The sequence below is a fragment of the Mangrovimonas sp. TPBH4 genome, from assembly GCF_001280505.1.
Lineage (GTDB): Bacteria > Bacteroidota > Bacteroidia > Flavobacteriales > Flavobacteriaceae > Mangrovimonas_A.
The window spans coordinates 117,993-140,878 of sequence record NZ_LBIO01000043.1 but is presented as its reverse complement, the minus strand read 5'-3'; the positions used below and the strand labels follow the sequence as shown (position 1 = coordinate 140,878).

Annotated in this window: 19 protein-coding genes; 15 read left to right on the top strand and 4 right to left on the bottom strand. The window is 38.3% G+C overall.

Annotated elements, in window-relative coordinates:
* Positions 1 to 56: 56 nt before the first annotated feature.
* The 3 genes from pfkA to ZA05_RS07980 all read left to right on the top strand — a co-directional run bounded on the left by pfkA (position 57) and on the right by ZA05_RS07980 (position 3,015).
* The gene (gene pfkA, locus ZA05_RS07990) at positions 57 to 1,043 is read left to right on the top strand and encodes a 6-phosphofructokinase (protein ID WP_053991167.1); all 987 of its coding nucleotides are present in this window, start codon (positions 57 to 59) and stop codon (positions 1,041 to 1,043) included.
* 16 nt (positions 1,044 to 1,059) lie between these two features.
* On the top strand, positions 1,060 to 2,061 hold the full coding sequence (gene gap / locus ZA05_RS07985; protein WP_053991166.1) for a type I glyceraldehyde-3-phosphate dehydrogenase: 1,002 nt from the start codon (positions 1,060 to 1,062) through the stop codon (positions 2,059 to 2,061).
* Positions 2,062 to 2,145: 84 nt separating this feature from the next.
* Complete coding sequence (locus tag ZA05_RS07980) at positions 2,146 to 3,015, top strand: N-acetylglucosamine kinase (RefSeq protein ID WP_053991165.1); 870 nt, start codon at positions 2,146 to 2,148, stop codon at positions 3,013 to 3,015.
* A 47-nt stretch (positions 3,016 to 3,062) separates the two neighbouring features.
* Here ZA05_RS07980 and ZA05_RS07975 read toward each other — a convergent pair whose 3' ends face one another.
* Entirely contained in the window at positions 3,063 to 4,103 is a 1,041-nt protein-coding gene (locus ZA05_RS07975; RefSeq protein WP_053991164.1) for a GMP reductase, read from the bottom strand.
* Positions 4,104 to 4,241: 138 nt separating this feature from the next.
* Here ZA05_RS07975 and ZA05_RS07970 point away from each other — a divergent pair, with 138 nt between their 5' ends.
* On the top strand, positions 4,242 to 6,026 hold the full coding sequence (locus ZA05_RS07970; RefSeq protein WP_053991163.1) for a DUF885 family protein: 1,785 nt from the start codon (positions 4,242 to 4,244) through the stop codon (positions 6,024 to 6,026).
* Positions 6,027 to 6,101: 75 nt separating this feature from the next.
* Here the strand turns inward: ZA05_RS07970 and ZA05_RS07965 are convergent, their stop codons facing one another.
* On the bottom strand, positions 6,102 to 6,482 hold the full coding sequence (locus ZA05_RS07965; protein WP_053991162.1) for a RidA family protein: 381 nt from the start codon (positions 6,480 to 6,482) through the stop codon (positions 6,102 to 6,104).
* Between the two features lie 4 nt (positions 6,483 to 6,486).
* Complete coding sequence (locus tag ZA05_RS07960; RefSeq protein ID WP_053991161.1) at positions 6,487 to 9,246, bottom strand: putative LPS assembly protein LptD; 2,760 nt, start codon at positions 9,244 to 9,246, stop codon at positions 6,487 to 6,489.
* Positions 9,247 to 9,356: 110 nt separating this feature from the next.
* Between ZA05_RS07960 and ZA05_RS07955 the strand changes: the two genes are divergently transcribed.
* The 11 genes from ZA05_RS07955 (at position 9,357) to bshA (ending at position 22,200) form a co-directional block, all read left to right on the top strand.
* Positions 9,357 to 10,475: an N-acetylmuramoyl-L-alanine amidase gene (locus ZA05_RS07955; protein ID WP_053991190.1), complete on the top strand. Its 1,119-nt coding sequence runs from the start codon at positions 9,357 to 9,359 to the stop codon at positions 10,473 to 10,475.
* A 57-nt stretch (positions 10,476 to 10,532) separates the two neighbouring features.
* Positions 10,533 to 11,504 carry an MlaD family protein gene (locus ZA05_RS07950; protein WP_053991160.1) on the top strand — a complete coding sequence of 324 codons (972 nt, stop codon included), beginning with the start codon at positions 10,533 to 10,535 and terminating at the stop codon, positions 11,502 to 11,504.
* A gap of 18 nt (positions 11,505 to 11,522) precedes the next feature.
* Positions 11,523 to 12,839, top strand: a complete 1,317-nt coding sequence (locus ZA05_RS07945; RefSeq protein WP_053991159.1) for a (Fe-S)-binding protein — start codon at positions 11,523 to 11,525, stop codon at positions 12,837 to 12,839.
* 53 nt (positions 12,840 to 12,892) lie between these two features.
* Positions 12,893 to 13,684: a (Fe-S)-binding protein gene (locus ZA05_RS07940; RefSeq protein WP_053991158.1), complete on the top strand. Its 792-nt coding sequence runs from the start codon at positions 12,893 to 12,895 to the stop codon at positions 13,682 to 13,684.
* Positions 13,685 to 13,862: 178 nt separating this feature from the next.
* On the top strand, positions 13,863 to 15,086 hold the full coding sequence (gene serB / locus ZA05_RS07935) for a phosphoserine phosphatase SerB (protein ID WP_053991157.1): 1,224 nt from the start codon (positions 13,863 to 13,865) through the stop codon (positions 15,084 to 15,086).
* A gap of 76 nt (positions 15,087 to 15,162) precedes the next feature.
* Positions 15,163 to 15,369: a hypothetical protein gene (locus ZA05_RS07930; protein ID WP_157514609.1), complete on the top strand. Its 207-nt coding sequence runs from the start codon at positions 15,163 to 15,165 to the stop codon at positions 15,367 to 15,369.
* A gap of 28 nt (positions 15,370 to 15,397) precedes the next feature.
* Positions 15,398 to 15,910 carry a PH domain-containing protein gene (locus tag ZA05_RS07925; RefSeq protein WP_053991155.1) on the top strand — a complete coding sequence of 171 codons (513 nt, stop codon included), beginning with the start codon at positions 15,398 to 15,400 and terminating at the stop codon, positions 15,908 to 15,910.
* The gene (locus ZA05_RS07920; RefSeq protein ID WP_053991154.1) at positions 15,903 to 17,417 is read left to right on the top strand and encodes a PH domain-containing protein; all 1,515 of its coding nucleotides are present in this window, start codon (positions 15,903 to 15,905) and stop codon (positions 17,415 to 17,417) included. Before ZA05_RS07925 ends, ZA05_RS07920 begins: the two co-directional genes overlap by 8 nt.
* A gap of 34 nt (positions 17,418 to 17,451) precedes the next feature.
* Positions 17,452 to 17,934 carry a hypothetical protein gene (locus ZA05_RS07915; protein WP_053991153.1) on the top strand — a complete coding sequence of 161 codons (483 nt, stop codon included), beginning with the start codon at positions 17,452 to 17,454 and terminating at the stop codon, positions 17,932 to 17,934.
* A gap of 180 nt (positions 17,935 to 18,114) precedes the next feature.
* On the top strand, positions 18,115 to 21,060 hold the full coding sequence (locus ZA05_RS07910) for a glycoside hydrolase family 3 N-terminal domain-containing protein (RefSeq protein WP_053991152.1): 2,946 nt from the start codon (positions 18,115 to 18,117) through the stop codon (positions 21,058 to 21,060).
* 3 nt (positions 21,061 to 21,063) lie between these two features.
* The gene (gene bshA / locus ZA05_RS07905; RefSeq protein WP_053991151.1) at positions 21,064 to 22,200 is read left to right on the top strand and encodes an N-acetyl-alpha-D-glucosaminyl L-malate synthase BshA; all 1,137 of its coding nucleotides are present in this window, start codon (positions 21,064 to 21,066) and stop codon (positions 22,198 to 22,200) included.
* Positions 22,201 to 22,275: 75 nt separating this feature from the next.
* Here the strand turns inward: bshA and ZA05_RS07900 are convergent, their stop codons facing one another.
* The gene (locus ZA05_RS07900) at positions 22,276 to 22,776 is read right to left on the bottom strand and encodes a hypothetical protein (RefSeq protein ID WP_053991189.1); all 501 of its coding nucleotides are present in this window, start codon (positions 22,774 to 22,776) and stop codon (positions 22,276 to 22,278) included.
* Positions 22,777 to 22,886: the final 110 nt, after the last annotated feature.

The following is a 22,886-nucleotide window of genomic DNA, read 5'->3' as shown; positions in this document are numbered from 1 at the left end:
AGGGTAGTATTTATTGGTTATCTTTGTTATGTTGACTTTTCAAAACATAAAAATTAATGAGTAAAAGCATAAAAAAAATAGCCGTTTTCACCTCCGGAGGAGATGCTCCAGGAATGAATGCCGCTATTAGATCAGTTGTTAGAACTTGTGCATACCACAACATTCAGGTCATAGGTGTTTACCGTGGTTATGAAGGAATGATAGAAGGCGAATTTGTAGATATGAACGCCCGAAGTGTTAAGGACATTATCAACAAGGGAGGAACCATTCTTAAATCAGCGCGTTCTGATAGGTTTAGAACTCCAGAAGGACGAAAGCAGGCTTATGAGCAATTAAAAAAGGCCGGTGTGGATGCCATGGTTGCCATTGGTGGAGACGGTACCTTTACGGGAGCCATGATTTTTAGTAGTGAATTTGATATGCCTGTAATGGGGATTCCAGGAACTATAGATAATGACATTTATGGTACCTCTCATACTTTAGGATACGATACAGCTCTTAATACCGGTGTAGAGGCCATAGATAAAATTAGAGATACCGCCAGTTCCCATAATAGATTGTTCTTTATTGAGGTTATGGGGCGTGATGTAGGGCATATTGCTTTAAATGTTGGTGTTGGTGCTGGGGCAGAGGAAATCTTGATTCCAGAGGAAGATTTGGGATTGGATCGTTTGTTGGAGTCGCTTAGACGCAGTAAACGTTCAGGAAAAACCTCAAGTATTGTAATTGTAGCCGAAGGCGATAAAATAGGTAAGAACGTATTCGAATTAAGAGATTACGTAGAAGATAACTTAGGTGAATATGAAGTACGGGTTTCCGTTCTTGGACACATGCAACGCGGGGGAGCACCGTCGTGCTTTGACCGTGTGCTGGCCAGTAGAATGGGAGTGAAAGCAGTGGAAAGCCTAATGGAAGGAAAAACCAACTTTATGGTTGGGTTATTGGATGATAAAATGGCATTAACACCATTAGATCAAGCCATCAAAGGTCAATCAAAAATAAATTTAGAATTACTTCGTGTGTCAGATATCATGACCACATAAACATTAAATTAAGATTATGTCAAAGTTAAAATTAGGAATCAACGGATTCGGGAGAATTGGAAGAATAGTATTTAGAGCTACTATCAACAGGTCAGATGTTGAAGTAGTAGCCATCAACGACTTATTGGATGTAGAACACTTGGCGTATTTGTTGAAATATGACTCTGTTCACGGAAAATTTGATGGAACGGTAGAGGTGAAGGATGGACATTTGGTAGTTAACGGTAAAACTGTTAGAATCACTGCCGAAAGAGATCCTAAAGCTCTTAAATGGGATGAAGTTGGAGCAGATATCGTTGCAGAATGTACAGGTATCTTCACTACTTTGGAAACTGCACAATACCATATTGATGCTGGTGCGAAAAAAGTAGTAATTTCAGCTCCAAGTAAAGATGCTCCAATGTTTGTGATGGGAGTAAACCACACAGAAGCTAAAGCATCAGATACTATTGTATCCAATGCATCTTGTACTACCAACTGTTTGGCGCCAGTAGCTAAAGTATTAAATGACAACTTCGGAATCGAAGAAGCTTTAATGACTACAGTACACGCTACAACTGCAACACAATTAACAGTAGATGGTCCTTCTAGAAAGGATTACAGAGGAGGTAGAAGTGCCTTGTTGAACATTATTCCTGCTTCTACAGGAGCAGCAAAAGCTGTAGGGAAGGTAATTCCAGAATTGAACGGAAAATTAACAGGTATGGCTTTCCGTGTACCAACTGCCAATGTTTCTGTAGTGGATTTAACAGTGAAGTTACAAAAAGAAACGTCTTTGGATGAAATCAAGAAAGCCTTTAAAGCAGCTTCAGAAGGTGTTATGGAAGGTGTACTTGGATATACAGATGAATTAGTAGTTTCTCAAGATTTCGTAAGCGATGCACGTACAAGTATCTTTGATGCTGATGCAGCGATCGAATTGAATTCTACATTCTTTAAAGTTGTGTCTTGGTATGACAACGAGTTTGGGTATTCAAACAAATTGATAGACTTAGCTTTACATGTAAGCAAACTATAATAATATTTTATATACGAATAGAAGACCGCAGTATAGATTTGGGAAACTAAATGGAATGCTGCGGTCTTTTTTTATCTTACTCTTATGATTTTAATAGTTGATAGCGGTTCCACAAAGTGTGATTGGATGCCAGTTGATTTGGAAGGGAACCAACTTTCGGAAAAAATAAGAACCCAAGGTCTTAATCCTGCCATTCTAGAGCGCAATGAACTTCGCGTTAGGATTTTGGAGAATGAGGAACTAATGGCTTATAAAGACAAAGCTACACATCTGTACTTTTATGGAGCGGGCTGTGGTACTGAAAAGCCAAAATTGGCGCTTCGTGATGTCTTAAAGGAAATATTTACATCTACACACATCGAAATTGAAGAGGATACCATGGCGGCTGTAAGGTCTACCATCAACCATGATGACGAAGCTGCAGTGGTATGCATCATGGGAACGGGTTCTAATTGCAGTTATTACGACGGAAACAAATTGCACCAGAGAGTCCTGTCTCTAGGCTATTCCTTAATGGATGAGGCTAGTGGAAATTACTATGGAAAAGAGCTTATTAAAGATTATTATTACAAGCACATGCCGTCTTCCTTAAGGGTGGCATTTGACCATAAATACAATATGGAAGCTGATTACATTAAATATAATCTTTACAAACAGCCTAATCCAAATGCATACTTGGCTACGTTTGCCGAGTTTATGATTTTAAATAAGGAGTCTCAATACATGCATGATTTGATTGTAAGAGGATTTAGATCCTTTGCTAAAAACATGATCATGCAATTCAAGGAGGAATTGAAGACTGTTCCTGTACATTTTGCAGGATCGATATCGTTCTTTACCCAGGAACATATTAAAGAAGTTGCCGAAGAAATGGGCTTTACCGTTGGCAATTTTGTGAGAAGACCAATTGAAGGCCTGGTCGATTATCACGTAAAAGGATTAAAACACGCATAAGCAACAAAACAACAAAAGCCTTGAAGATTTCTTCAAGGCTTTCTTATTTATCCATTGTAAACTTGGTTTTCCTGTTCGGCAACCCTTATAAACGTCGTGCGCTTTGTTAATTCTTTAAGACGTTGGGCTCCTACATAGGTGCAAGTACTTCGTAAGCCACCCAAAATATCCTGTAGGGTAGTATCTACAGCACCTCGATAGGGTACTTCTACCGTTTTGCCTTCACTGGCTCTATATTCCGCAACACCTCCCACATGTTTTTCCATGGCTGTTGCAGAGCTCATGCCGTAGAATTGTTTGTATTGTTTGCCATCGCGTTCAATGAGTTGTCCGCCACTTTCATCATGACCTGCAAGCATGCCGCCAAGCATCACAAAATCGGCAGCGGCTCCAAAGGCTTTGGCAACATCGCCAGGTGTAGCGCAGCCACCATCACTAATGATTTGGCCACCCAAACCGTGGGCAGCATCAGCACATTCAATAATAGCGGATAATTGTGGATATCCTACACCTGTTTTCACTCTGGTCGTACAGACGCTTCCTGGACCGATACCAACTTTAATAATGTCGGCGCCAGCCAAAAGAAGTTCCTCAACCATTTCACCTGTAACCACATTGCCTGCAATAATAACTTTATTCGGGTAGGTTTCCCTGGTTTGTTTTACAAAATGTACAAAGTGTTCTGAATAGCCATTGGCAACATCAATACAAATAAATTTTATTTTTGGATTTTGACTGAAAATGACATGCAAACGTTCCGTGTCTTTTTTACCGGTGCCCGTACTTATGGCGATATGGTCTTCAATACCACTGGAAGCACTTCTGAAAAATTTGTTCCATTCCTCTGTAGAATAATGCTTGTGAATGGCTGTAAATATTTGTTTTTGATGAAGTGCTTTGGCCATTTCAAAAGTGCCAACAGTATCCATATTGGCCGCCATTATGGGAATGCCCTTCCAAGAAATTTTGCTGTTCAAAAAGGTGAATTCACGCCCTAGGTTCACCTGAGACCTGCTTTTCAGCGTGGATCTTTTGGGTCTGATCATAACATCCTTAAAGCCGAGTTTAAGATCTTGTTCTATACGCATGATGAGAAAATTTGGTTAATCTTAAATTTAAGGTTTTGTTTTTACGGAATATAATGTATTAAAGTAGAGTTGTTAACAATTTAAGATCAATCGAAGTTTCCATATTTTAATATATTAGAGGCATAAACTATGTAATCGATGAAGAAAATTATTATTTGCTGTGCTGCTTTTATAGCCTTGCAAGGATGTAAAAAGGAGAGCAATCCTCCTGTGGTTGATCAAGAATCCACTAGAGAGGTTTTTTCCAAATTATTGGAAGATTTTAACCAAGAAAAATTGCTTTTGGATCCATTATTAGCGACCCAAGCTGGTGATAATCGCTATAACGATAAGTTTCCAAATTATCTTTCAGAGGCTTATAAATCTAAAGAGAAAGGGTTTTATGAAAAATATAGGCATGCATTCAATGAAATTGCAGATTCTTTGTTGACCCCTTCAGAACAAATGAGCAAAGCGGTCTTACTGTGGGATTGCAATATTAAATTGGAAACCTTAGGCTTCAAGAAAGATTTAATGCCAATAGACCAAATGTGGTCCCTGAATTTGGATTTTAATCAATTGGCCAGTGGTTCTACCGCGCAACCTTTTAAAACTACTGAAGATTACGAAAATTGGTTAAAGCGCGTGGACGGTTATTTGGCTTGGCTTGCTACGGCTAAATCTAATATGGAACAGGGCATAGCTGAAGGGTATGTGCTTCCAAAAGCACTGATTGTAAAGGTGATTCCACAATTTGAATCTTTGTCGAATGGACCGGCAGAGGAGCATTTGTTTTATGGTCCCATTACTATGTTGCCTGAGAGTTTTGATCAAGCAACGAAAGACCAGATTATTTCTGCATATAATGTGATGATCAATGATAAGGTGATTCCTGCCTACAAGGAGATGACCAAATTTTTCAAAGAAACCTATTTACCGGCAGGGAGAGAGAGTAGTGGGATTGCGGCAACGCCACTTGATACGGCTTATTATAATCATCAAATTAAATTTTATACCACCACCAATTTAACGGCAGACGAAATCCATCAAATTGGGTTGGATGAAGTGGCACGTATTCGCACAGAAATGGAGAAGGTTAAGGAGCAGGTTGGTTTTAAAGGTGATTTGAATGCGTTTTTTGATTTTGTTAGGACCAATAAAGATTTAATGCCGTTTACGGAACGTTCTCAAGTTATTGCCTTCTATGACAGTATTCACAATGTAATGAAGCCACAGTTGGATAAATTGTTTTCCCAACAGCCAATTACACCTTTTGAGGTGAGACGTACAGAGCCTTTTAGGGAGAAATCCGCGGCTGCCAATTATAGCTCGGGATCTTTGGACGGAACACGACCGGGAATATTTTACACGCCAATTCCTGATGTAGAGGAGTACAATATTTTTGATAAGGAAGATTTGTTTTTGCATGAGGCCATTCCAGGGCACCATTTCCAGATTTCCTTGGCACAGGAAAACGAAGAGCTGCCAGAGTTTAGAAGAACCTTATGGTACAGTGCTTTTGGCGAAGGTTGGGCGCTTTATGCAGAATCTATGGGGACAGAGTTAGGGCTATACAAAGATCCTTATCAATATTTGGGAATGTTGGGAGCTGAAATCCATAGAGCTATTCGTTTGGTGGTGGATACAGGCATCCACGCTAGAGGTTGGACAAGGGAAGAGGCCATAGAGTATTCATTGCAAAACGAGGCCAAATCAGAATCTAAAATCATTAGTGAGATAGAGCGCTATATGGCCAATCCTGGGCAGGCTTTATCTTATAAAATTGGACAATTGAAAATTATAGAGTTACGAGAACGAAGCCAAAAAGTTCTAGGAGATAAGTTTGATATTAAAGAATTCCATAAGCAGGTGCTGGAAACTGGCTGTGTGCCTTTAGAATTGCTGGAGCAGAAAATTAATGATTGGATTGCGTCCTATTCGTAAAATATTTGTACAATTATTAGTATTAAAAAAGGGCTATAAAAATTATAGCCCTTTTTTGTTTGGTGTATTATAAGTTTATTTAACAGCAATCATGCTAATTTCTACATTTACTGCCTTAGGCAGTTTAGCCACCTGAACCGTTTCTCTAGCCGGTGCAGTAGCTTCATCAAAATAAGCTCCGTAGACTTCATTTATTTTTGAAAAATTATCCATATCACTAATAAAGATGGAAGATTTAATGACGTTTTCAAAGGTCATATTGGCAGCTTCCAGCACTGCTTTAAGGTTTTCCATCACCTGCTTGGTTTCCGTTTGGATATCATCCATCACCAATTCCATCGTACTTGGATCTAGTGCAATTTGCCCAGAGGTGTAAAGGGTGTTTTCCGTTAAAACTGCTTGGTTATAAGGGCCAATTGGCGCAGGGGCTTTAGGAGTGTTGATGATTGTTTTCATAGGGTTATAGTTGTTGGTCGCGTTGTTTACGTTTATCGTATTTAAGATCTTTAAGCAAGCTGGATTTAATCCCGATAAAGAAGTTCCAAGAACTACGGCTGCTAAAGGGAATCCAGCTAAAGTTCATTCTCCAACTTAAAAGGTCACGTTCAAAGCGCAATTGGGTATAGGTGAATCCTTGATTTTTAAAATCGTAACCGGAGGATGCTCCAACGGTCCAACGAGGCGACAAATCGATATCCCCTGAGAACATCAATGAATGCGAAGAGATTTCATTTTGCCTGGCAGAATTGGAGTAGTTCACGGCATAGGCCAAACGCAAACTCCAAGGAATTTCATATTTGTAAAATTCGGAGTTTTCATCGGCTTTGGAGCCACCACTGTCATCACTCAAGCGCTTATCGGCAAAGTCTTCATTCTTCCCGAAAAGATCATCGGCACGTCCACCACTTCTTACATTGTCTTCTATGGCACGTTTGTCTTCTTCGGTTTCCCCTTTAAATGTATCACTGGAAAGGGTATAGCTCATGTTCATGCTGGCAGAAGTCATACGGAACAGGCTTCCCCCATTTTCAATATTGAACTTATCAATCTTACGATTGTTATTGTCCAGAGCATAAGGGTCCAAGGTCATCCCAAAGTTGATGCTCATTTTGTTGTTCAAAATCTGTGTCCCCCCGGAAACCCTTACAGGGCTCCAGTTTAACGAATCCCCCGCAACATTATAGGAGGTAGAGAAGTTTAGGTTGTTTAATAAAACCACTTTTTTGGCTTCGGTGGCCGTGGAATCTTTATCTTTTACTTTGGCTTCTAGATTATTGCTAAGAGAAATCCCTACAGAACTTGCGTAGGTTTTGTTGGGAGATCCAAAAATAGAGCCTTCAAAACGGCTGTATTCTTCTTCGGTGGTAGTCAGTCCATCGGCAGAAATTACTTCGTAAGTCTCGTAATATTGGTCGAAGGCCGGATTGATGTTGTAGCTTACGGAAGGACGCATAACGTGCCTGATGGCTTGGATTTTTGGATCCTTGTCCTTCAATTTGAAATCGTACATTCCGTAAATAGTCGTTCCTAAACTGGTTCCAAAGTTGTAGGTTCTAAAACTATCAAAACCTTTGCGGTCAATAGTAATGACGTCGTCTTCAAATTCATCATAATATTTCTTAATAGTGTTGAGCGTCCAGTTTTCTTCAAAATTGGTGCTGGCACTCATACTGAAATATTTAAACAATTTCCAGTTGGTACTTAATGGGATACTATGTTTCATACCAATTTTGGCATCATCAAACATTTCTTGTTTGAAGAATAGCTCATCTGTGGTTTGAATCCTGTTTTCACCTCTTACGTTGTACTGAAAGTTAATATTGTGAAGGGCTCCTTTTTTAGTGCCTTCTTTTGGGGCAAATGGAAAAACACGTCCAACACTACCCTGAAAAGTTGGGAGTGTCATATTGATTTGTCCAGTTTGTGTGTTCTGTGAGTGTGTTGCGGTTACACTTAAGTTGGTCTGTGGTTCCCCCTGAAAGGTTTTGGAATATGAAATGGAGGAGGACATGGTGTTATTTAAGAAATTGGCTGCATTGTATTGGTTGATAGATTCTTGGTAATAGGTACTACTCCCTAGGTTAACCGAGGCCGAAAATCGAGAGTTTGGATTGGCCTTGGAGTCTTGACTATGAGACCATCTTAAGTTATAGATTGTAGATCTGGAATAATCAGGAAAACCACGTTCTTCATTGATCAAGTTTTCGTATCTAAAACTAAGATTCCCTCTGAATTTATACCTAAGTGCATAATTGGTTTCAACGCGTGTTCCGTAACTTCCATTGGTGTAATAATCTCCTAAAACAGCTAAATCTACATAGTCACTAATGGCAAAATAGTAACCACCATTTTGTAAAAAGTAACCTCTGTCGTTTTGTTCACCAAAGGAAGGGAATATAATCCCCGAAGTTTGTTTTTTGGTCATTGGGAAATACGCAAAAGGTAGACCAATAGGTGTAGGCACATCATAAATGAACATATTGGTAAAACCGGTAACCACTTTTTTATTGGGAACTACTTTGGCTTTACGCATCAAGAAATAATATTCTGGGTCGTCCAAATTTTCAGAAGTGGTAAACTTTCCACGTTTAATAAAATACACAGAATCATTTTCCTTTTTGGTAACATCGGCAATGATAGTCCCGCCACTTTGTTCGGTTTTGGAATTGAAAATCAAGGCTTTTTTGGTTTCAGTATTGAAAATAATGGAGTCTGGTTCCACCACATTGCTTCCTTGCTTAAATATTGGCGGTTGGGTGTAAACACCTGCAGAATCCTTCAATCTTCCTGCGTACACCAAGTTTTTGCTATAATCAATCACTATAATCCCAGACTTGATTTCCATGTCTTGATACAGTACTTCAGCCTGATTGTAAAGAGTGATTTTTTGTGTTTTTTGGTTCATGGACACATAGTCCTGAGCGCGATACTTTACAATGCCGGTTAAGAACTCTTTTTTCTTAGGGATAGAATCGGTTCCAATAGAGTCTGATTCCTTTATATTTAAGGGGGCTGCCAGAAGGGAATCGGCAACCACATTTAGGGTGTCTCTTTCTACTTTTGGTTTGATGGATTCGGTTGGTTTTGGTAAGTCCTGAGCGAACGCCAAAGTGTTAATAAGCACTGTAAAACTTAGGCTAAAAAGTATTTGAAAGATGTTTGTACGCAACGCTTTTAAATGTATTTTTGTAAAAGTATGGCTCGGTTTTTGAAAAGCCAAAATTACATATATTTTTTTGGGATTAATTATTATTCAAATAAAATTTAAAAATTAACTCAGCCTCAATTTTTTAGGTAATAAATAAAGATATTCTGTCGTTGAAAACATTTATGAGAACGCACTTATTATCCATAATCGTATTATTTACATTTTCTTTAACATTTGCTGGAACAGCAACCAAGGATCGGGACAAGTTTGTGGTGGTTCTGGATGCTGGGCATGGGGGACATGATCCTGGAAATTTAGGAAATGGCTATAAGGAGAAGGATATTGCCTTAAAAATTGTATTGGATTTGGGGGCTACTTTGGAGAAAATGCCTAATGTTAAGGTGATTTATACCCGCAAGACCGATGTATTTGTGGAGTTGCGTGAGCGTGCGGCCATTGCCAATAGGGCAGATGCCGATTTGTTCGTATCAGTACACTGTAATGCCCATGGGTCTTCGGCGCATGGTACAGAAACCTTTGTATTGGGAGTGGCAAATGACCAACGAAATTTTGAGATCGCCAAAAAGGAAAATGAGGTAATCTTTTTAGAGAACAATCACGAAAAGCACTACGAAGGGTTCGATCCCAACTCACCGGAATCCTTGATTGGGATATCCATTATGCAGGAAGAGTATACGGAGAATAGTATCCGTTTGGCAAGAATGATCGAGGATAACTTTTCCAAGATATTAAAGCGAAAAAGTAGAGGGATCAAACAAGCTAGTTTGTGGGTGTTGCACAATACCTATATGCCTAGTGTTTTGGTAGAGGTTGGTTTTTTGACCTATAAACCAGAAGGACAGTTTTTACATTCTGGATCAGGACAAAGTCAAATGGCTAATTCTATTAAGAATGCCGTGATGAATTACAAAAAGTACTTGGAGGAAAATGTAGGGGAAAGCATTTTTGCCGAAGAGGTAATAATGGATGAAGAAAAAGAATTGATAGCTGAAGTAGAACTACCGGAGGTGTATAAGGACATCACCTTTAAGGTGCAGATTGCGGCTAGCTCCAAACGATTGAAATTGAAGCCTTATAACTTTAATGGACTTGAGGTAAGCTCGGTGGAACAGGCCGGGAATATTTACAAGTATTTTTATGGTGAAACTTCAGATTACAATGAAATTCAGAAGTTCCAAGAGGTAGCAAAACAAAAAGGATACACTGGCAGTTTTATTGTTGCCTATAAAAATGGTGCGCGCATAGATCTTTCTGAAGCACTCAAAACAGCTACCAATTAAAAGTATTCTTAATATATTTATCACTAATTTTGTGAGCAACCAAATACAAAAAACACATTGAAAATCTCAAGAGAAGTTAAAACTGCAATATTGGTTATCTCAGGAATAGCCTTACTTATTTTCTTATTCAATTATCTAAAGGGTGAGAATCTTTTGGATTCTTCGCGTACCTACTATGCCGTTTATGAGAATGTAGAAGGTTTGACACCTTCCGCTCCCGTGACTATTAATGGGCAAATTGTTGGGAAGGTTCAAAGTATTAATTTTAAGGAGGATGGCTCTGGTAAGCTTGTTGTGAAACTATTGATCACCAATGATTTTGAATTCTCCAAAAACAGTACGGCCGAGTTGTATGAAGCTGGATTGATAGGAGGCAAAGCTGTGGCCATTATACCTGCCTTTGACGGGGCATCTGCTGCAAAAAGTGGTACCTTTTTGGAATCCAAAACCAAGGATGGTTTGTCCGAATTGGTCAACCAACGTTTAACGCCACTTCAAGAAAAGATTGAAATGGTTATGGTAAGTGCCGACGAGGCCATAAGAAATATCAATTCTTTGTTTAGTCCAGAAAACAAAAAGAATTTAACTCTGGCTTTGGCTGATTTGGACCAAACTATTGTAGCTTATAAAGAGACTGCCAATGGTTTAAATAAAATAATAGCCGATAATCAAGAGAGTTTAAAAAGCACCCTTTCAAGTGCAGAAAACACCTTTGGTAATTTCTCTAAAATTTCAGATTCCATTGCCCAAGTAGATTTGGCAGGTGCTGCTAGAGATTTACAAAGCTCCATGAACAACTTGAATCAATTGCTTTCGGGGATTGAAGATGGCAACGGGACCATGGGCAAATTTTTAAAGGATGAGCAACTTTATGATAACCTTGAAGGGGCTACCAAACAATTGGAAGAACTATTACAAGACCTTAAATTAAACCCCAAACGTTATGTCCATTTTTCGGTTTTTGGAAAAAAGGCCGATCAATATGATGCAGAGGGGAACCTTATTCAAGATTCCGGATCTAAGGAATAAACTACTACACTAACACAAATGAATTATATTCCAAACATACTTTTTGCTGTTGCCTTGGTATTGGGTATCGGCTATTTTGTTAAAAATGTCAAGAAATTAGTACGCAACATTAAATTGGGACAGGATGTAGATGTTAGCGACCATAAAGACCAGCGTTGGCAAAACATGATCCGCATAGCCTTGGGACAAGGCAAAATGGTGCGTCGTCCGGTAGCGGGAATTCTGCATATTATTGTATATCTGGGATTCATTATTATAAATATTGAGGTTCTGGAAATAATTCTCGATGGTCTTACAGGTAAACACCGTTTGTTCTCATTTATGGGTGGTTTTTATGGATTTTTAATCGGTTCTTTTGAAATTTTGGCATTCTTGGTATTTGTTTCTGTAGTGATATTCTGGATACGAAGAAATATTATCAAGTTGCAAAGGTTTTGGAAAGCTGAAATGACCAGCTGGCCTAAAAATGACGCGAATTACATTCTTTATTTTGAAATGGTGCTGATGACCCTGTTTTTGGTAATGAACGCGACGGATGTAGACTTTCAGAACGATTTACAATCAGGAAATGTTATCAGTCAATTTATTGCGCCGTTGTTTTCCGGAGCGTCCAAAGGAACTTTATATGTCATAGAGCGTAGTGCCTGGTGGTTGCACATTTTGGGGATTTTGGTATTCCTTAACTATTTGTACTTTTCAAAACACCTTCATATTCTATTGGCATTTCCAAATACCTATTTTGGAAAGGTAAAGCCTAAAGGGGAATTTAATAACCTTGAAGCGGTAACCAATGAAGTAAAAATGATGTTAGACCCAAATGCAGATCCTTTTGCGATGCCAGAAGATGGTGGAGCAGAAGAGGAAGTTCCAGCAAAATTTGGAGCTAGCGATGTTCAGGATTTAAGTTGGGTGCAATTGTTGAATGCCTATACTTGTACGGAATGTGGGCGTTGTACTAGTGAGTGTCCTGCGAATTTAACAGGGAAAAAGTTGTCTCCCCGTAAAATCATGATGGATACCCGTGACCGTTTGGAAGAAGTAGGAAAAAACATTGACGCCAACAAGGGGGAATTCAAGGATGATGGCAAACAGTTGTTGGGAGATTATATTACACACGAAGAAATTTGGGCTTGTACCACTTGCAACGCCTGTGTGGAAGCTTGTCCGGTGAGCATAGATCCTTTGTCCATCATTTTGGAAATGAGACGTTATTTGGTGATGGAGCAAAGTGCCGCGCCAATGGAACTTAATAATATGATGGGCAACATTGAGAACAACGGTGCGCCTTGGCCATATAACCAAATGGATAGATTAAACTGGGTAGATGAAAAATAGTAAGTATCCTAAATTATACGAGGGAATACGCAAACTATATAACGAATAATAAGATGGATCAACTTATAGTAAAAACCATGGCAGACTTTATGGCCGAAGGAAAACAACCCGAAATTTTGTTTTGGGTGGGTTCTGCCGGAAGTTATGATGATAGAGCCAAGAAAATAACACGAGCTTTTGTTAAGTTGTTGAACAAGGCTCAAATAGACTTTGCTGTTTTGGGAACAGAAGAGAGTTGTACCGGGGACGTTGCCAAACGTGCCGGGAATGAGTTTCTTTTTCAAATGCAGGCCATGATGAACATAGAACTGTTGAATGGCTATGAGGTGAAGCGCATCGTAACAGCTTGTCCACATTCTTATAATACGCTTAAAAATGAATACCCAGCTTTGGGAGGTCAATATCAAGTACAGCATCATACAGAGTATATTGAAGAATTGATGCACGAAGGTCGATTGAAAATAGAAAGTAGTTCTAAATTGAATGGAAAGCGCATTACCTTTCATGACCCTTGCTATTTAGGAAGGGCTAATGAAGTTTATGAAGCGCCAAGAAACTTATTGAAGACTTTGGGTGTTGAATTGATAGAAATGAAACGCCATAAGCAAACTGCTTTATGTTGTGGTGCTGGTGGGGCCCAAATGTTTAAGGAACCTGAAAAAGGCGACAAGGATATCAATGTTTTAAGAACAGAGGATGCTTTGGAAACACAACCGTCAATTATTGCAACGGGATGTCCATACTGTAATACCATGATGACAGATGGTGTAAAGGCCAAGGAAAAGGAAGAGGCTGTTCAGGTGATGGATATTGCCGAGTTGATTGCAGATGCTAAAGACTTATAAGTCTAGCTTTTGAAAATTCTCATTTATTCGGCCATGCTGGTGGATTTTTTGACGAAAGATTAGCAAATCTTTTGAAAAACTAATGAATCTTTAAATATCAGTTTTTGATTAAAACAAAGCTTTTATTATTCAAAAAGAATATTGAATTTTGGGATTATAAGGTTTAAAAAAGACATTTATGACCAATGAGATTTTCCTTTTAAATATTTCTGGGCCAGATAAACCAGGCTTAACATCTAGTTTAACAGCTGTATTGGCCGAATATGGTGCCAAGGTTTTGGATATTGGTCAGGCAAATATTCACGATACACTATCACTAGGGATTTTATTCGAAATTAAGTCCAAGGCAAAATCTGCTGCCGTTCTAAAGGATTTGCTGTTTAAAGCCTATGAGTTGGGCATTACCGCAAAATTCACCCCTATTACTTTGGAAAACTACGAAAAGTGGGTTGGCTTGCAGGGTAAGGATCGGTATATCGTGACGATATTAGGAGAAAAACTCAGTGCGGAACAGATTGCAAAAGTGACCGAAGTTATTTCGGATAAGAATCTAAATATTGATGCGATAAAACGACTTACAGGCCGTATTTCCTTATCAAAAGAAGAGGAATATCCTAGAGCTTGTATTGAACTTTCCATTAGGGGACATATTGATGATAAATCTGAATTCACTAAAAAATTCATGGAAATTTCGCATGATTTGGATGTAGATATCGGTTTTCAAGAAGACAATATTTACAGAAGAAACAGACGATTGGTGTGTTTTGATATGGATTCAACCTTGATACAAACCGAGGTCATAGATGAACTGGCGGTATTGGCGGGCGTTGGAGATGAAGTAAAGGCGATTACAGAATCTGCCATGCAAGGTGAAATAGACTTTAAGGAAAGTTTTACCAAACGCATGAAACTTCTTGAGGGCTTGAGTGAAGAAGTGCTTCAATCTGTAGCTGCAAACTTGCCCATAACCAAAGGGGCTAGACGATTGATCGATACCTTAAAAAGTTACGGATTTAAAACAGCTATTTTGTCTGGTGGCTTTACCTATTTTGGCCATTATCTTCAAAAGGAGTTGGGGATAGACTATGTATATGCCAATCAATTGGAGATTAAAGATGGTGCTTTAACGGGAGGCTATCTTGGTGAAATTGTTGATGGTGACAAAAAAGCAGAATATCTCAAAAAAATTGTAGAACAGGAGGGAATCAATATCAGTCAAACTATTGCAGTTGGAGATGGAGCCAACGATTTGCCGATGCTAAATTTAGCAGGTTTGGGGATTGCCTTCCACGCTAAACCAACGGTTAAAAATAATGCCCAAAGTGCCATATCCAGTATTGGTCTGGATGGCGTTTTGTATTTATTGGGGTATCACGACAGACAAATAGACTTAGTGGATTAAGCTATGGTACTTATTTGTATTTTAGACAACAATTTTGTAAAATCTATTTTGAAATAGAAAAAATCAACCAATGATTATGAAGCGAGAGTTACTGCCTTTAAGAAAAATAGTATCCATTGGCTTTTGGGGAGGCTTGTTTATAGCTGGATCTACTGCCTTGTATTGTTTTTATATTGATGATCCAATATCCTTGGGTCATTTTATTTTCCTATTCTTGGGAAATGGGTTATGGCTTTCCTTGGCATTTCGATATAAATACACTAAAAATACTATTGAGGAATAAATTCCTATACAAATTTAAAATTCATTAAGTGTTTACTAACAACCAAATTACCATTGAGTCGCTTCCTAAATTGGAAGATCTCAAACTTTCTAAAATTGCCCTGAAATATAGAACTATTTTGTTTTTAAATTGCAGTACTATTTTTTTAGGGTTCCTCATCATTTTTTTAATTCTTGACACATTTGTAGTGGACGAAAGTCTCCCAAAAACCATATTTTTTGGAATACTAGTAGTTTGGGGTTTAGCTTTTGGATTGAGTTTGGGGTATGCAAATATGTCATTTAATAAGCGCCAATATGCCTTAAGGGATCAGGATATTACCTATTCTAAGGGTGTTTTGGTACATTCTGTAACCACACTTCCATTTAATAGAATTCAGCACGTTGAAATATCTAGGACGTTTTTGGCTAGAAAGTTTGGTTTGGCTACGCTACACTTGTATTCTGCGGGACAAAGTGGTAGCGATTTGTCCATTAAAGGCTTGCCGCTGGAAGTAGCGCAATCACTGAAAACGTTTTTAAGCAGCAAATTGAATGAGTAGTTCTAATTTTAGTGTTCCTACTCGGCAATCGCCGAAAGGTATCATCGTGATGTTTGCCTTTCAGTTGTATGCACTAATAAGAAAAACATGGGTTTTCCTGTCTATAGTGATATTTTCGACTTTAAAAAAGCAAGATTCAGGTGCTGCGATTTTAAAGCTTTTTGTATTTGTTGGTATTGTATTGTTGCTGCTGCTTATTATTTCAGTTTTGAAGTATCGAAATTTTAAATTCAGTATTCTTAACGATTATTTTGTTCTTCATCAAGGCATCTTAAAAAAGGAAGAAACCTCTATTTCAAAGTCTAAAATTCAAAATGTCTATATCAAACAAAATCTCATACAGCAAATCATTGATGTGGTATCGCTGTCTGTTGAAAGTGCAGGGGATAAGAAGACGGAAATTGAAATTAAGGCATTGGATAAATCTTCTGCAGAAACTTTGAAGGCTTTATTGATTTCAGGCACTAGGCAAATTTCAACAGAGAATGAAGAAGCGCAAGAGGTTTTGTCTGAATTTAAAAATAAAAGGACCTTTTTCCGAGTTTCTGTGAAAAATCTTCTTCTAGAAGGGGTTTCAGAAAACCATTTGAAAAGTATGGCATTTATTTTCGCTTTCTTTTTGGGGCTTTATGGTAACTTCAAAGATGTTCTGGGAGATATTGATTTGGAAGCATATGAAGAATCTTATTATCAGTTTGGAGAAAGTCAAATGCTCCAATTCTTAATTTTTAATGTTGCTTTAGCAGTTTTTTTATTGTTGGTAGCATTTCTGTTTTCCTTAGTGAAAACGGTTCTAATAAATTTTGATCTTAAAGTTACTGAAAACGACAAAGGCTTGGAGATTTCCAAAGGCTTGTTCAACAAAGTTTCCTTGGGTTTGGTGACTAGCCGTATACAAACCATAACTTTGTCCACTAACCGATTTAAAAGAGCCTTGGGCCTACATCAAATGTTTTTTACCCAAGCCATGGTAAATAAAAAGCAGTTGAAGAATTTTTCCATAATTGGTTTGTCAAAATCAGAGTCGGCTAATCTGGTTGAGAAATTCCACAGTAACATTTTAAACGGGATTGAAAGGCACAAACCGGCGCCTTATTTTAAAAGAGTGAAGACTCTTCAATTATTGCTGTTTGTTTTATTGGCAAATAGTATTGTACTCTTCCAGTTGTCTTATTTGTATTTGCTGTGGAATATTCCTCTGTTGATTTTTATTTTTTTAGTAGTACATCAAAGCTATAAAAAGGCCTATTATAGTATTGATGAGAAGTATTTGGTAATTGGAAGTGGCGGATTGATTGACATCAATACCGATATGGCCGAAATACATAAACTGCAAGGTGTGAAATTGAAACAAAGCATTTTTCAAAAACACAGAGGCATAGCATCTGTAAAAATTTATACAGCCTCAAAAGCCTTGACCATTCCGTTTATAAAGGTAAATGAGGCCCAACATATTGTCGATTTTCTATTGTATAAAGTGGAATCTGAAGATAGACATTGGATGTAAAATTGTACTTTTGTAGGCATAAATAATAATAGCTATGTTAGTTGATTTTGATACCTTACCAGAAGAATCCAGAGTTTGGATTTACCAAGCCAATAGAACGTTCACCGATGATGAAATACAGGAGTTGGAAACCAAATTAAATGAATTTGTCCATAATTGGACGGCACACGGTAGTGATTTGCATGCGGGGTATAAAATTATATACAAGCGATTTATTGTTTTAGGTTTGAATCAAAACTTAAATAAGGCCACAGGGTGCTCTATAGATGCTTCGGTTCATTTTATTCAAGAATTGGAGAAGGAATACGGTGTAGATTTAATGGACAAAATGAATGTGTCCTACAAGCAAGGGGAATTTATCGCCTACAAAAGTTTGGTTGATTTTAAAAAAATGGCCAAGGACAAAGCCGTGTCCAAAAATACCATTGTGTTTAACAATTTGGTGACCAACATTGCCGAGTTTAACGAAAACTGGGAAGTGCCTGCCAAAGATAGTTGGCATTCTAGATTTTTGTAAGATACTAATTCAATAAATATCATGATATTAAAAAGAAGCTGCTTTAATAATCAAAAGCAGCTTCTTTTTATTTTTTGGTATTGTTAGTAGCTTCTTTATAAAACTCTCTTAAAGTTTTTTACTCTTCCTTGCAAAAGTATTATTTTGGCTGATAATTAATTCTTTGGCCTAAAATTCTTTATGAGATACATATATTCCCTAACTTCTATCATTCTATTATCCTGTTTTTATTATGCTTGGGCCAAAAACAGTCCAACGCAAAGTAATGTTACAATCAATCCTTTATTAGCAGAAAATGTTGTAGCCCAACAAAAATGGGTGGATAGTATTTATAATAAAATGACCCTAGAGGAGAAACTTGGACAATTGTTTATGGTACAGGTGTTTTCAAGTCAGGATGCAAAGACAAGGGAAAAGATTGAGAACTTAATTTCAGAACATCATATTGGCGGCATCATTTATTCCAAAGGCGGTCCAGTAAGACAAGCGAGACTTAACAATGAGCTACAGGCGCTGTCTAAAGTACCAATGCTAATTGGGATGGATGCCGAATGGGGCTTGAGCATGCGCTTGGATTCTACCTATGCTTTTCCATGGAACATGACCTTGGGAGCCATTAAGGATAATGCTTTGGTTCAGCAAGCCGGTTATCAGGTTGGGGAACACTGTAAGCGTTTGGGGGTACACTTCAATTTTGCACCGGTTGTAGATATTAACACGAATCCAGCCAATCCAATTATTGGAAATCGTTCCTTTGGCGAGGATCGCGATAATGTTACCACCAAGGCTTTGGCTTTTATGAGGGGCATGCAAAGTGCGGGTGTGTTGGCAAATGCCAAGCATTTCCCTGGGCATGGCGATACCGAAGGAGATTCGCATAAAACATTGCCAACGATTGGCTTTGATGAAAGACGCATCGATTCTATAGAACTATATCCATACAAAAGATTGATTAAGGAGGGCTTATCCAGTGTGATGGTGGCCCATTTAAATGTCCCTAGTTTAGAGCCTAGGCAAGGATATCCGTCTTCTTTGTCGGAACGCATTGTAACCGATATTTTACGAGAACGTCTTCAATTTCAAGGATTGATCTTTACCGATGCCTTGGAAATGAAAGGGGTTTCCAATTTTAGTGAATCAGGTGATGTGGACCTTGCAGCCTTTTTGGCGGGAAATGATGTGTTGTTGATGTCCGAGGATGTGTCCACCGGTGTTACCAAATTGGGAGAGGCCTATGCCAAAGGCATTATTTCAGAGGAGCGTTTGGCACATTCGGTTAAGAAAATTTTAATGGCTAAATATAAGGTTGGATTAGATCATTACAAGCCTATTGAAACTGAACATTTGGTAGAAGATCTTAATAGACTTAAGGACGATTTGCTGTACAGCCAATTGATGGAAGCTGCCATTACAGTGGTTCGTAACAAACAACAATTATTGCCAATTAGGCATTTAGACACCAAAAAGATTGCCTATTTACAATTTGGAGATGATGATGGTTCGGTGTTCTTTAATGAGCTTCAAAAGTATACCAAAGTACATGAGGTGAAAGCTGATAAATTGGATGAGTTGCTAACAAAGCTCCAAAATTATAATACGGTTATTATAGGCTTGCATAAATCTAATGCATCTCCATGGAAATCTCATGAGTTTAGCAATCAGGAATTGGTATGGTTGTATGAAATTGCTAGGACCAATAATGTGATTTTGGATGTGTTTGCCCGTCCTTATGCCTTGATGGGATTAAAGTCCATTGAAAATATTGAAGGAATTGTAGTGAGTTATCAAAATAGTAAGATAGCGCAGGAAAAGTCTGCACAAATGTTGTTTGGGGCCTTACCGGCAAAAGGACATTTACCTGTATCTGCAGGAGACTATTTTAAGGAAGGAGAAGGCATTGAATATACAGACATTGAGTTGTTGGGCTATGGCTTGCCCGAAAGTGTTGGGATGAGTTCGGAACGATTGAAAAAGGTGGATTCCATAGCCAATTATGCAGTCTATAATGAAATGACACCTGGAATTCAATTGTTGGTTGCCAGAAAGGGAAAGGTGATTTACAATAAAAATTTTGGGAAACACACCTATGAGGGCGATGAAAAGGTAAAATCTAGTGATATCTACGATTTAGCATCACTCACAAAAATTTTGGCCACCTTGCCATTGGTGATGGAACTGGAAGAGCGCGGTGAAATCAGTCTGAATACCAAGTTGTCAAAAATTCTTCCGGAATATAAGGGGTCAAATAAAAAAAATATAACCATTAAAGAAATGCTGTCGCATTGCGCCCAATTGAAACCTTGGATTCCTTTTTATACGGCAACCTTGGACTCCTTGAATAAGCCAAGTCCGGAATACTACAGACGTAAGCCAAGTCCTAAATTTAATATTAAGGTGGCCGATGAAGTCTATTTGCGATATGATTATCCAGATACCATGCAAAAAATAATTATGGAAAGTGACCTACTTACCAAGCCCGGGTATCGATATAGTGATATGCCGTATTATATTTTAAAGAAATATATAGAGGGTTTTTACGACCAATCTTTGGACAAGTTGGCACAAGAGCACTTTTATAAGGCGTTGGGAGCAAATCATACTACATATAATCCTTCAAAACTGTTTAGCAATTCTCAAATAATCCCTACCGAAGTGGATGATTACTATCGCTATCAGACCATTCAGGGGTATGTCCATGACATGGGAGCGGCTATGGAAAATGGTGTAGGGGGGCATGCCGGTTTGTTTAGCAATGCCAATGATGTGGCCAAGATTATGCAAATGTATCTCCAAAAAGGGTTTTACGGAGGTAGACGATATTTAAAACCAGAAACCATAGAGAAATTCAACACTTGTTATTATTGTGATGATGATAATAGAAGAGGAGTAGGGTTTGATAAGCCTCAATTAGGGGAAAGTGGACCCACCTGTGGATGTTTGTCCATGACAAGTTTTGGACACTCTGGATTTACGGGAACTTATGCCTGGGCAGACCCGGAAGAAGAAATTATATACGTATTTTTGGCAAACCGAACGTATCCAACAGCAGGAAAGAATTTGTTGTTGAGAGAAAATATTCGAACCGAAATACAACGCTTCATATACGAGGCTATTATTGAAGATTAAATCATGAAAATAGGTATAGTATGTTATCCTACTTTTGGAGGAAGTGGGGTTGTAGCTACCGAACTAGGTATAGAATTGTCCAAACGCGGACACGAAGTTCATTTTATCACTTATAAACAACCTGTTAGGTTGGAGCTTTTAGGAAGCCATGTTCACTTCCACGAGGTCAACGTGCCAGAATATCCTTTATTTCATTACCAACCTTATGAATTGGCGCTTTCCAGTAAATTGGTGGATATGGTGAAATTGCATGGCATTGAAATTTTGCATGTGCATTATGCCATTCCCCATGCCTACGCAGCCTATATGGCCAAGAAAATGTTGATTGAGGAAGGCATTTATGTTCCTATCGTTACGACTTTGCATGGTACGGACATTACCTTGGTGGGGAGTCATCCGTTTTACAAACCAGCCGTAACCTTTAGTATCAATAAATCGGATGCGGTGACTTCTGTTTCGGAAGATTTAAAACAGGATACCCTGCGTTTGTTCGCTATTAAAAAGGATATTGATGTCGTGACCAATTTTATTGATTTGGACAAACACAAGAACAATTTCACAGATTGCCAACGAGGTATGATGGCGAGTGATGATGAACGAATTGTAACACACATTAGTAACTTCAGAAAGGTAAAGCGTATTACAGACGTTGTTAAGATTTTTTATAACATTCAAAAGGAAATTCCCGCGAAGCTTATGATGGTTGGTCAAGGACCTGAAAAGGAGCCTGCCGAGCGGTTATGTGAAGAATTGGGAATACAAGACAAAGTGGTGTTTTTTGGAAATAGCAATGAAATAGATAGGATTTTATGTTTTTCCGATTTGTTTTTATTGCCTTCGGAAACAGAGAGTTTTGGCCTGGCCGCTTTGGAGGCCATGGCTTCTGGAGTTCCTGTTATTTCGAGTAATTCTGGGGGGATCCCTGAAGTAAATATCAATGGTTTTTCCGGGTTTTTAAGTCCTGTTGGAGATGTAGAAGGCATGAGTAAAAACGCTCTGACAATTTTAAGGGAGCCATCAACACTCAAGCTTTTCAAAAAACAAGCCAAGGCACAAGCGGCCAATTTTGATTTACACGAAATTGTCCCTCAATATGAGGCGATCTATGAAAGAACTTTAAAGAACAGTGTAGTCATTTAAGAGATTCGACTTAATTTAATAAATAAAAAACCACCTTTTTATAGGTGGCTTTTTATTTATTAAAATGCTGTTTGTTTAAAATTGGTAGCGCACGCCAAGTGCAAGATCAAAGTCTAAGTCGTTATTGTCATGGGCACTGTCTCCAAACCCCCATTCAGGTCTAAGGTCGAAAGAAAGTAATAATGGGAAATCAAAACTATATTCTATCCCAACGTCTCCTGCAATAAAGATAAAGGTATCGTGTTCATCATGGTATACATTTCCATGATGATAATGCTCTTCATAAGAGGCTAGACCAGCTCCAGGTCCTGCATACCAATTAAAGCCACCATCAATGTTCCAAACCCATTGGTAGATGCCGGTAAGTTTAACCCCATCATGTCGGTTTCCGTTCCGCCATCCAAAGTCTACTTCCAGACGGTTGTCTAGACCAAGGGCCCTTTGATAAGAAATTTCAGCACCAATCCCGTCACTGTCACCAAGGCGCAGTCCGATGGCGTTTGGGGAAATCATCTGCGCTTGGGTAGCAAACGAAAAACCAATGCAGGTTAAGGCTATTAAAAACAATTTTTTCATAAGTAATTTAGGTTTAAGATTTGTTAAATCGAAATTACAATTTTTGGGATTGGCTTGGTAAAGAATAATGTTCAAAATATGTTAAAATTGAATTTCTTGTTCTAATTTAG

What these genes read in the sequence shown, in the direction of transcription:
- pfkA (WP_053991167.1), top strand. Translation starts at nt 57, where the DNA reads ATGAGTAAAAGCATAAAAAAAATAGCCGTTTTCACCTCCGGAGGAGAT.
- ZA05_RS07900 (WP_053991189.1), bottom strand. Translation starts at nt 22,776, where the DNA reads ATGAAAAAATTGTTTTTAATAGCCTTAACCTGCATTGGTTTTTCGTTT.
- serB (WP_053991157.1), top strand. Translation starts at nt 13,863, where the DNA reads ATGACCAATGAGATTTTCCTTTTAAATATTTCTGGGCCAGATAAACCA.
- ZA05_RS07910 (WP_053991152.1), top strand. Translation starts at nt 18,115, where the DNA reads ATGAGATACATATATTCCCTAACTTCTATCATTCTATTATCCTGTTTT.
- ZA05_RS07980 (WP_053991165.1), top strand. Translation starts at nt 2,146, where the DNA reads ATGATTTTAATAGTTGATAGCGGTTCCACAAAGTGTGATTGGATGCCA.
- ZA05_RS07975 (WP_053991164.1), bottom strand. Translation starts at nt 4,103, where the DNA reads ATGCGTATAGAACAAGATCTTAAACTCGGCTTTAAGGATGTTATGATC.
- ZA05_RS07965 (WP_053991162.1), bottom strand. Translation starts at nt 6,482, where the DNA reads ATGAAAACAATCATCAACACTCCTAAAGCCCCTGCGCCAATTGGCCCT.
- bshA (WP_053991151.1), top strand. Translation starts at nt 21,064, where the DNA reads ATGAAAATAGGTATAGTATGTTATCCTACTTTTGGAGGAAGTGGGGTT.
- gap (WP_053991166.1), top strand. Translation starts at nt 1,060, where the DNA reads ATGTCAAAGTTAAAATTAGGAATCAACGGATTCGGGAGAATTGGAAGA.
- ZA05_RS07955 (WP_053991190.1), top strand. Translation starts at nt 9,357, where the DNA reads ATGAGAACGCACTTATTATCCATAATCGTATTATTTACATTTTCTTTA.
- ZA05_RS07940 (WP_053991158.1), top strand. Translation starts at nt 12,893, where the DNA reads ATGGATCAACTTATAGTAAAAACCATGGCAGACTTTATGGCCGAAGGA.
- ZA05_RS07970 (WP_053991163.1), top strand. Translation starts at nt 4,242, where the DNA reads ATGAAGAAAATTATTATTTGCTGTGCTGCTTTTATAGCCTTGCAAGGA.
- ZA05_RS07945 (WP_053991159.1), top strand. Translation starts at nt 11,523, where the DNA reads ATGAATTATATTCCAAACATACTTTTTGCTGTTGCCTTGGTATTGGGT.
- ZA05_RS07920 (WP_053991154.1), top strand. Translation starts at nt 15,903, where the DNA reads ATGAGTAGTTCTAATTTTAGTGTTCCTACTCGGCAATCGCCGAAAGGT.
- ZA05_RS07915 (WP_053991153.1), top strand. Translation starts at nt 17,452, where the DNA reads ATGTTAGTTGATTTTGATACCTTACCAGAAGAATCCAGAGTTTGGATT.
- ZA05_RS07930 (WP_157514609.1), top strand. Translation starts at nt 15,163, where the DNA reads ATGAAGCGAGAGTTACTGCCTTTAAGAAAAATAGTATCCATTGGCTTT.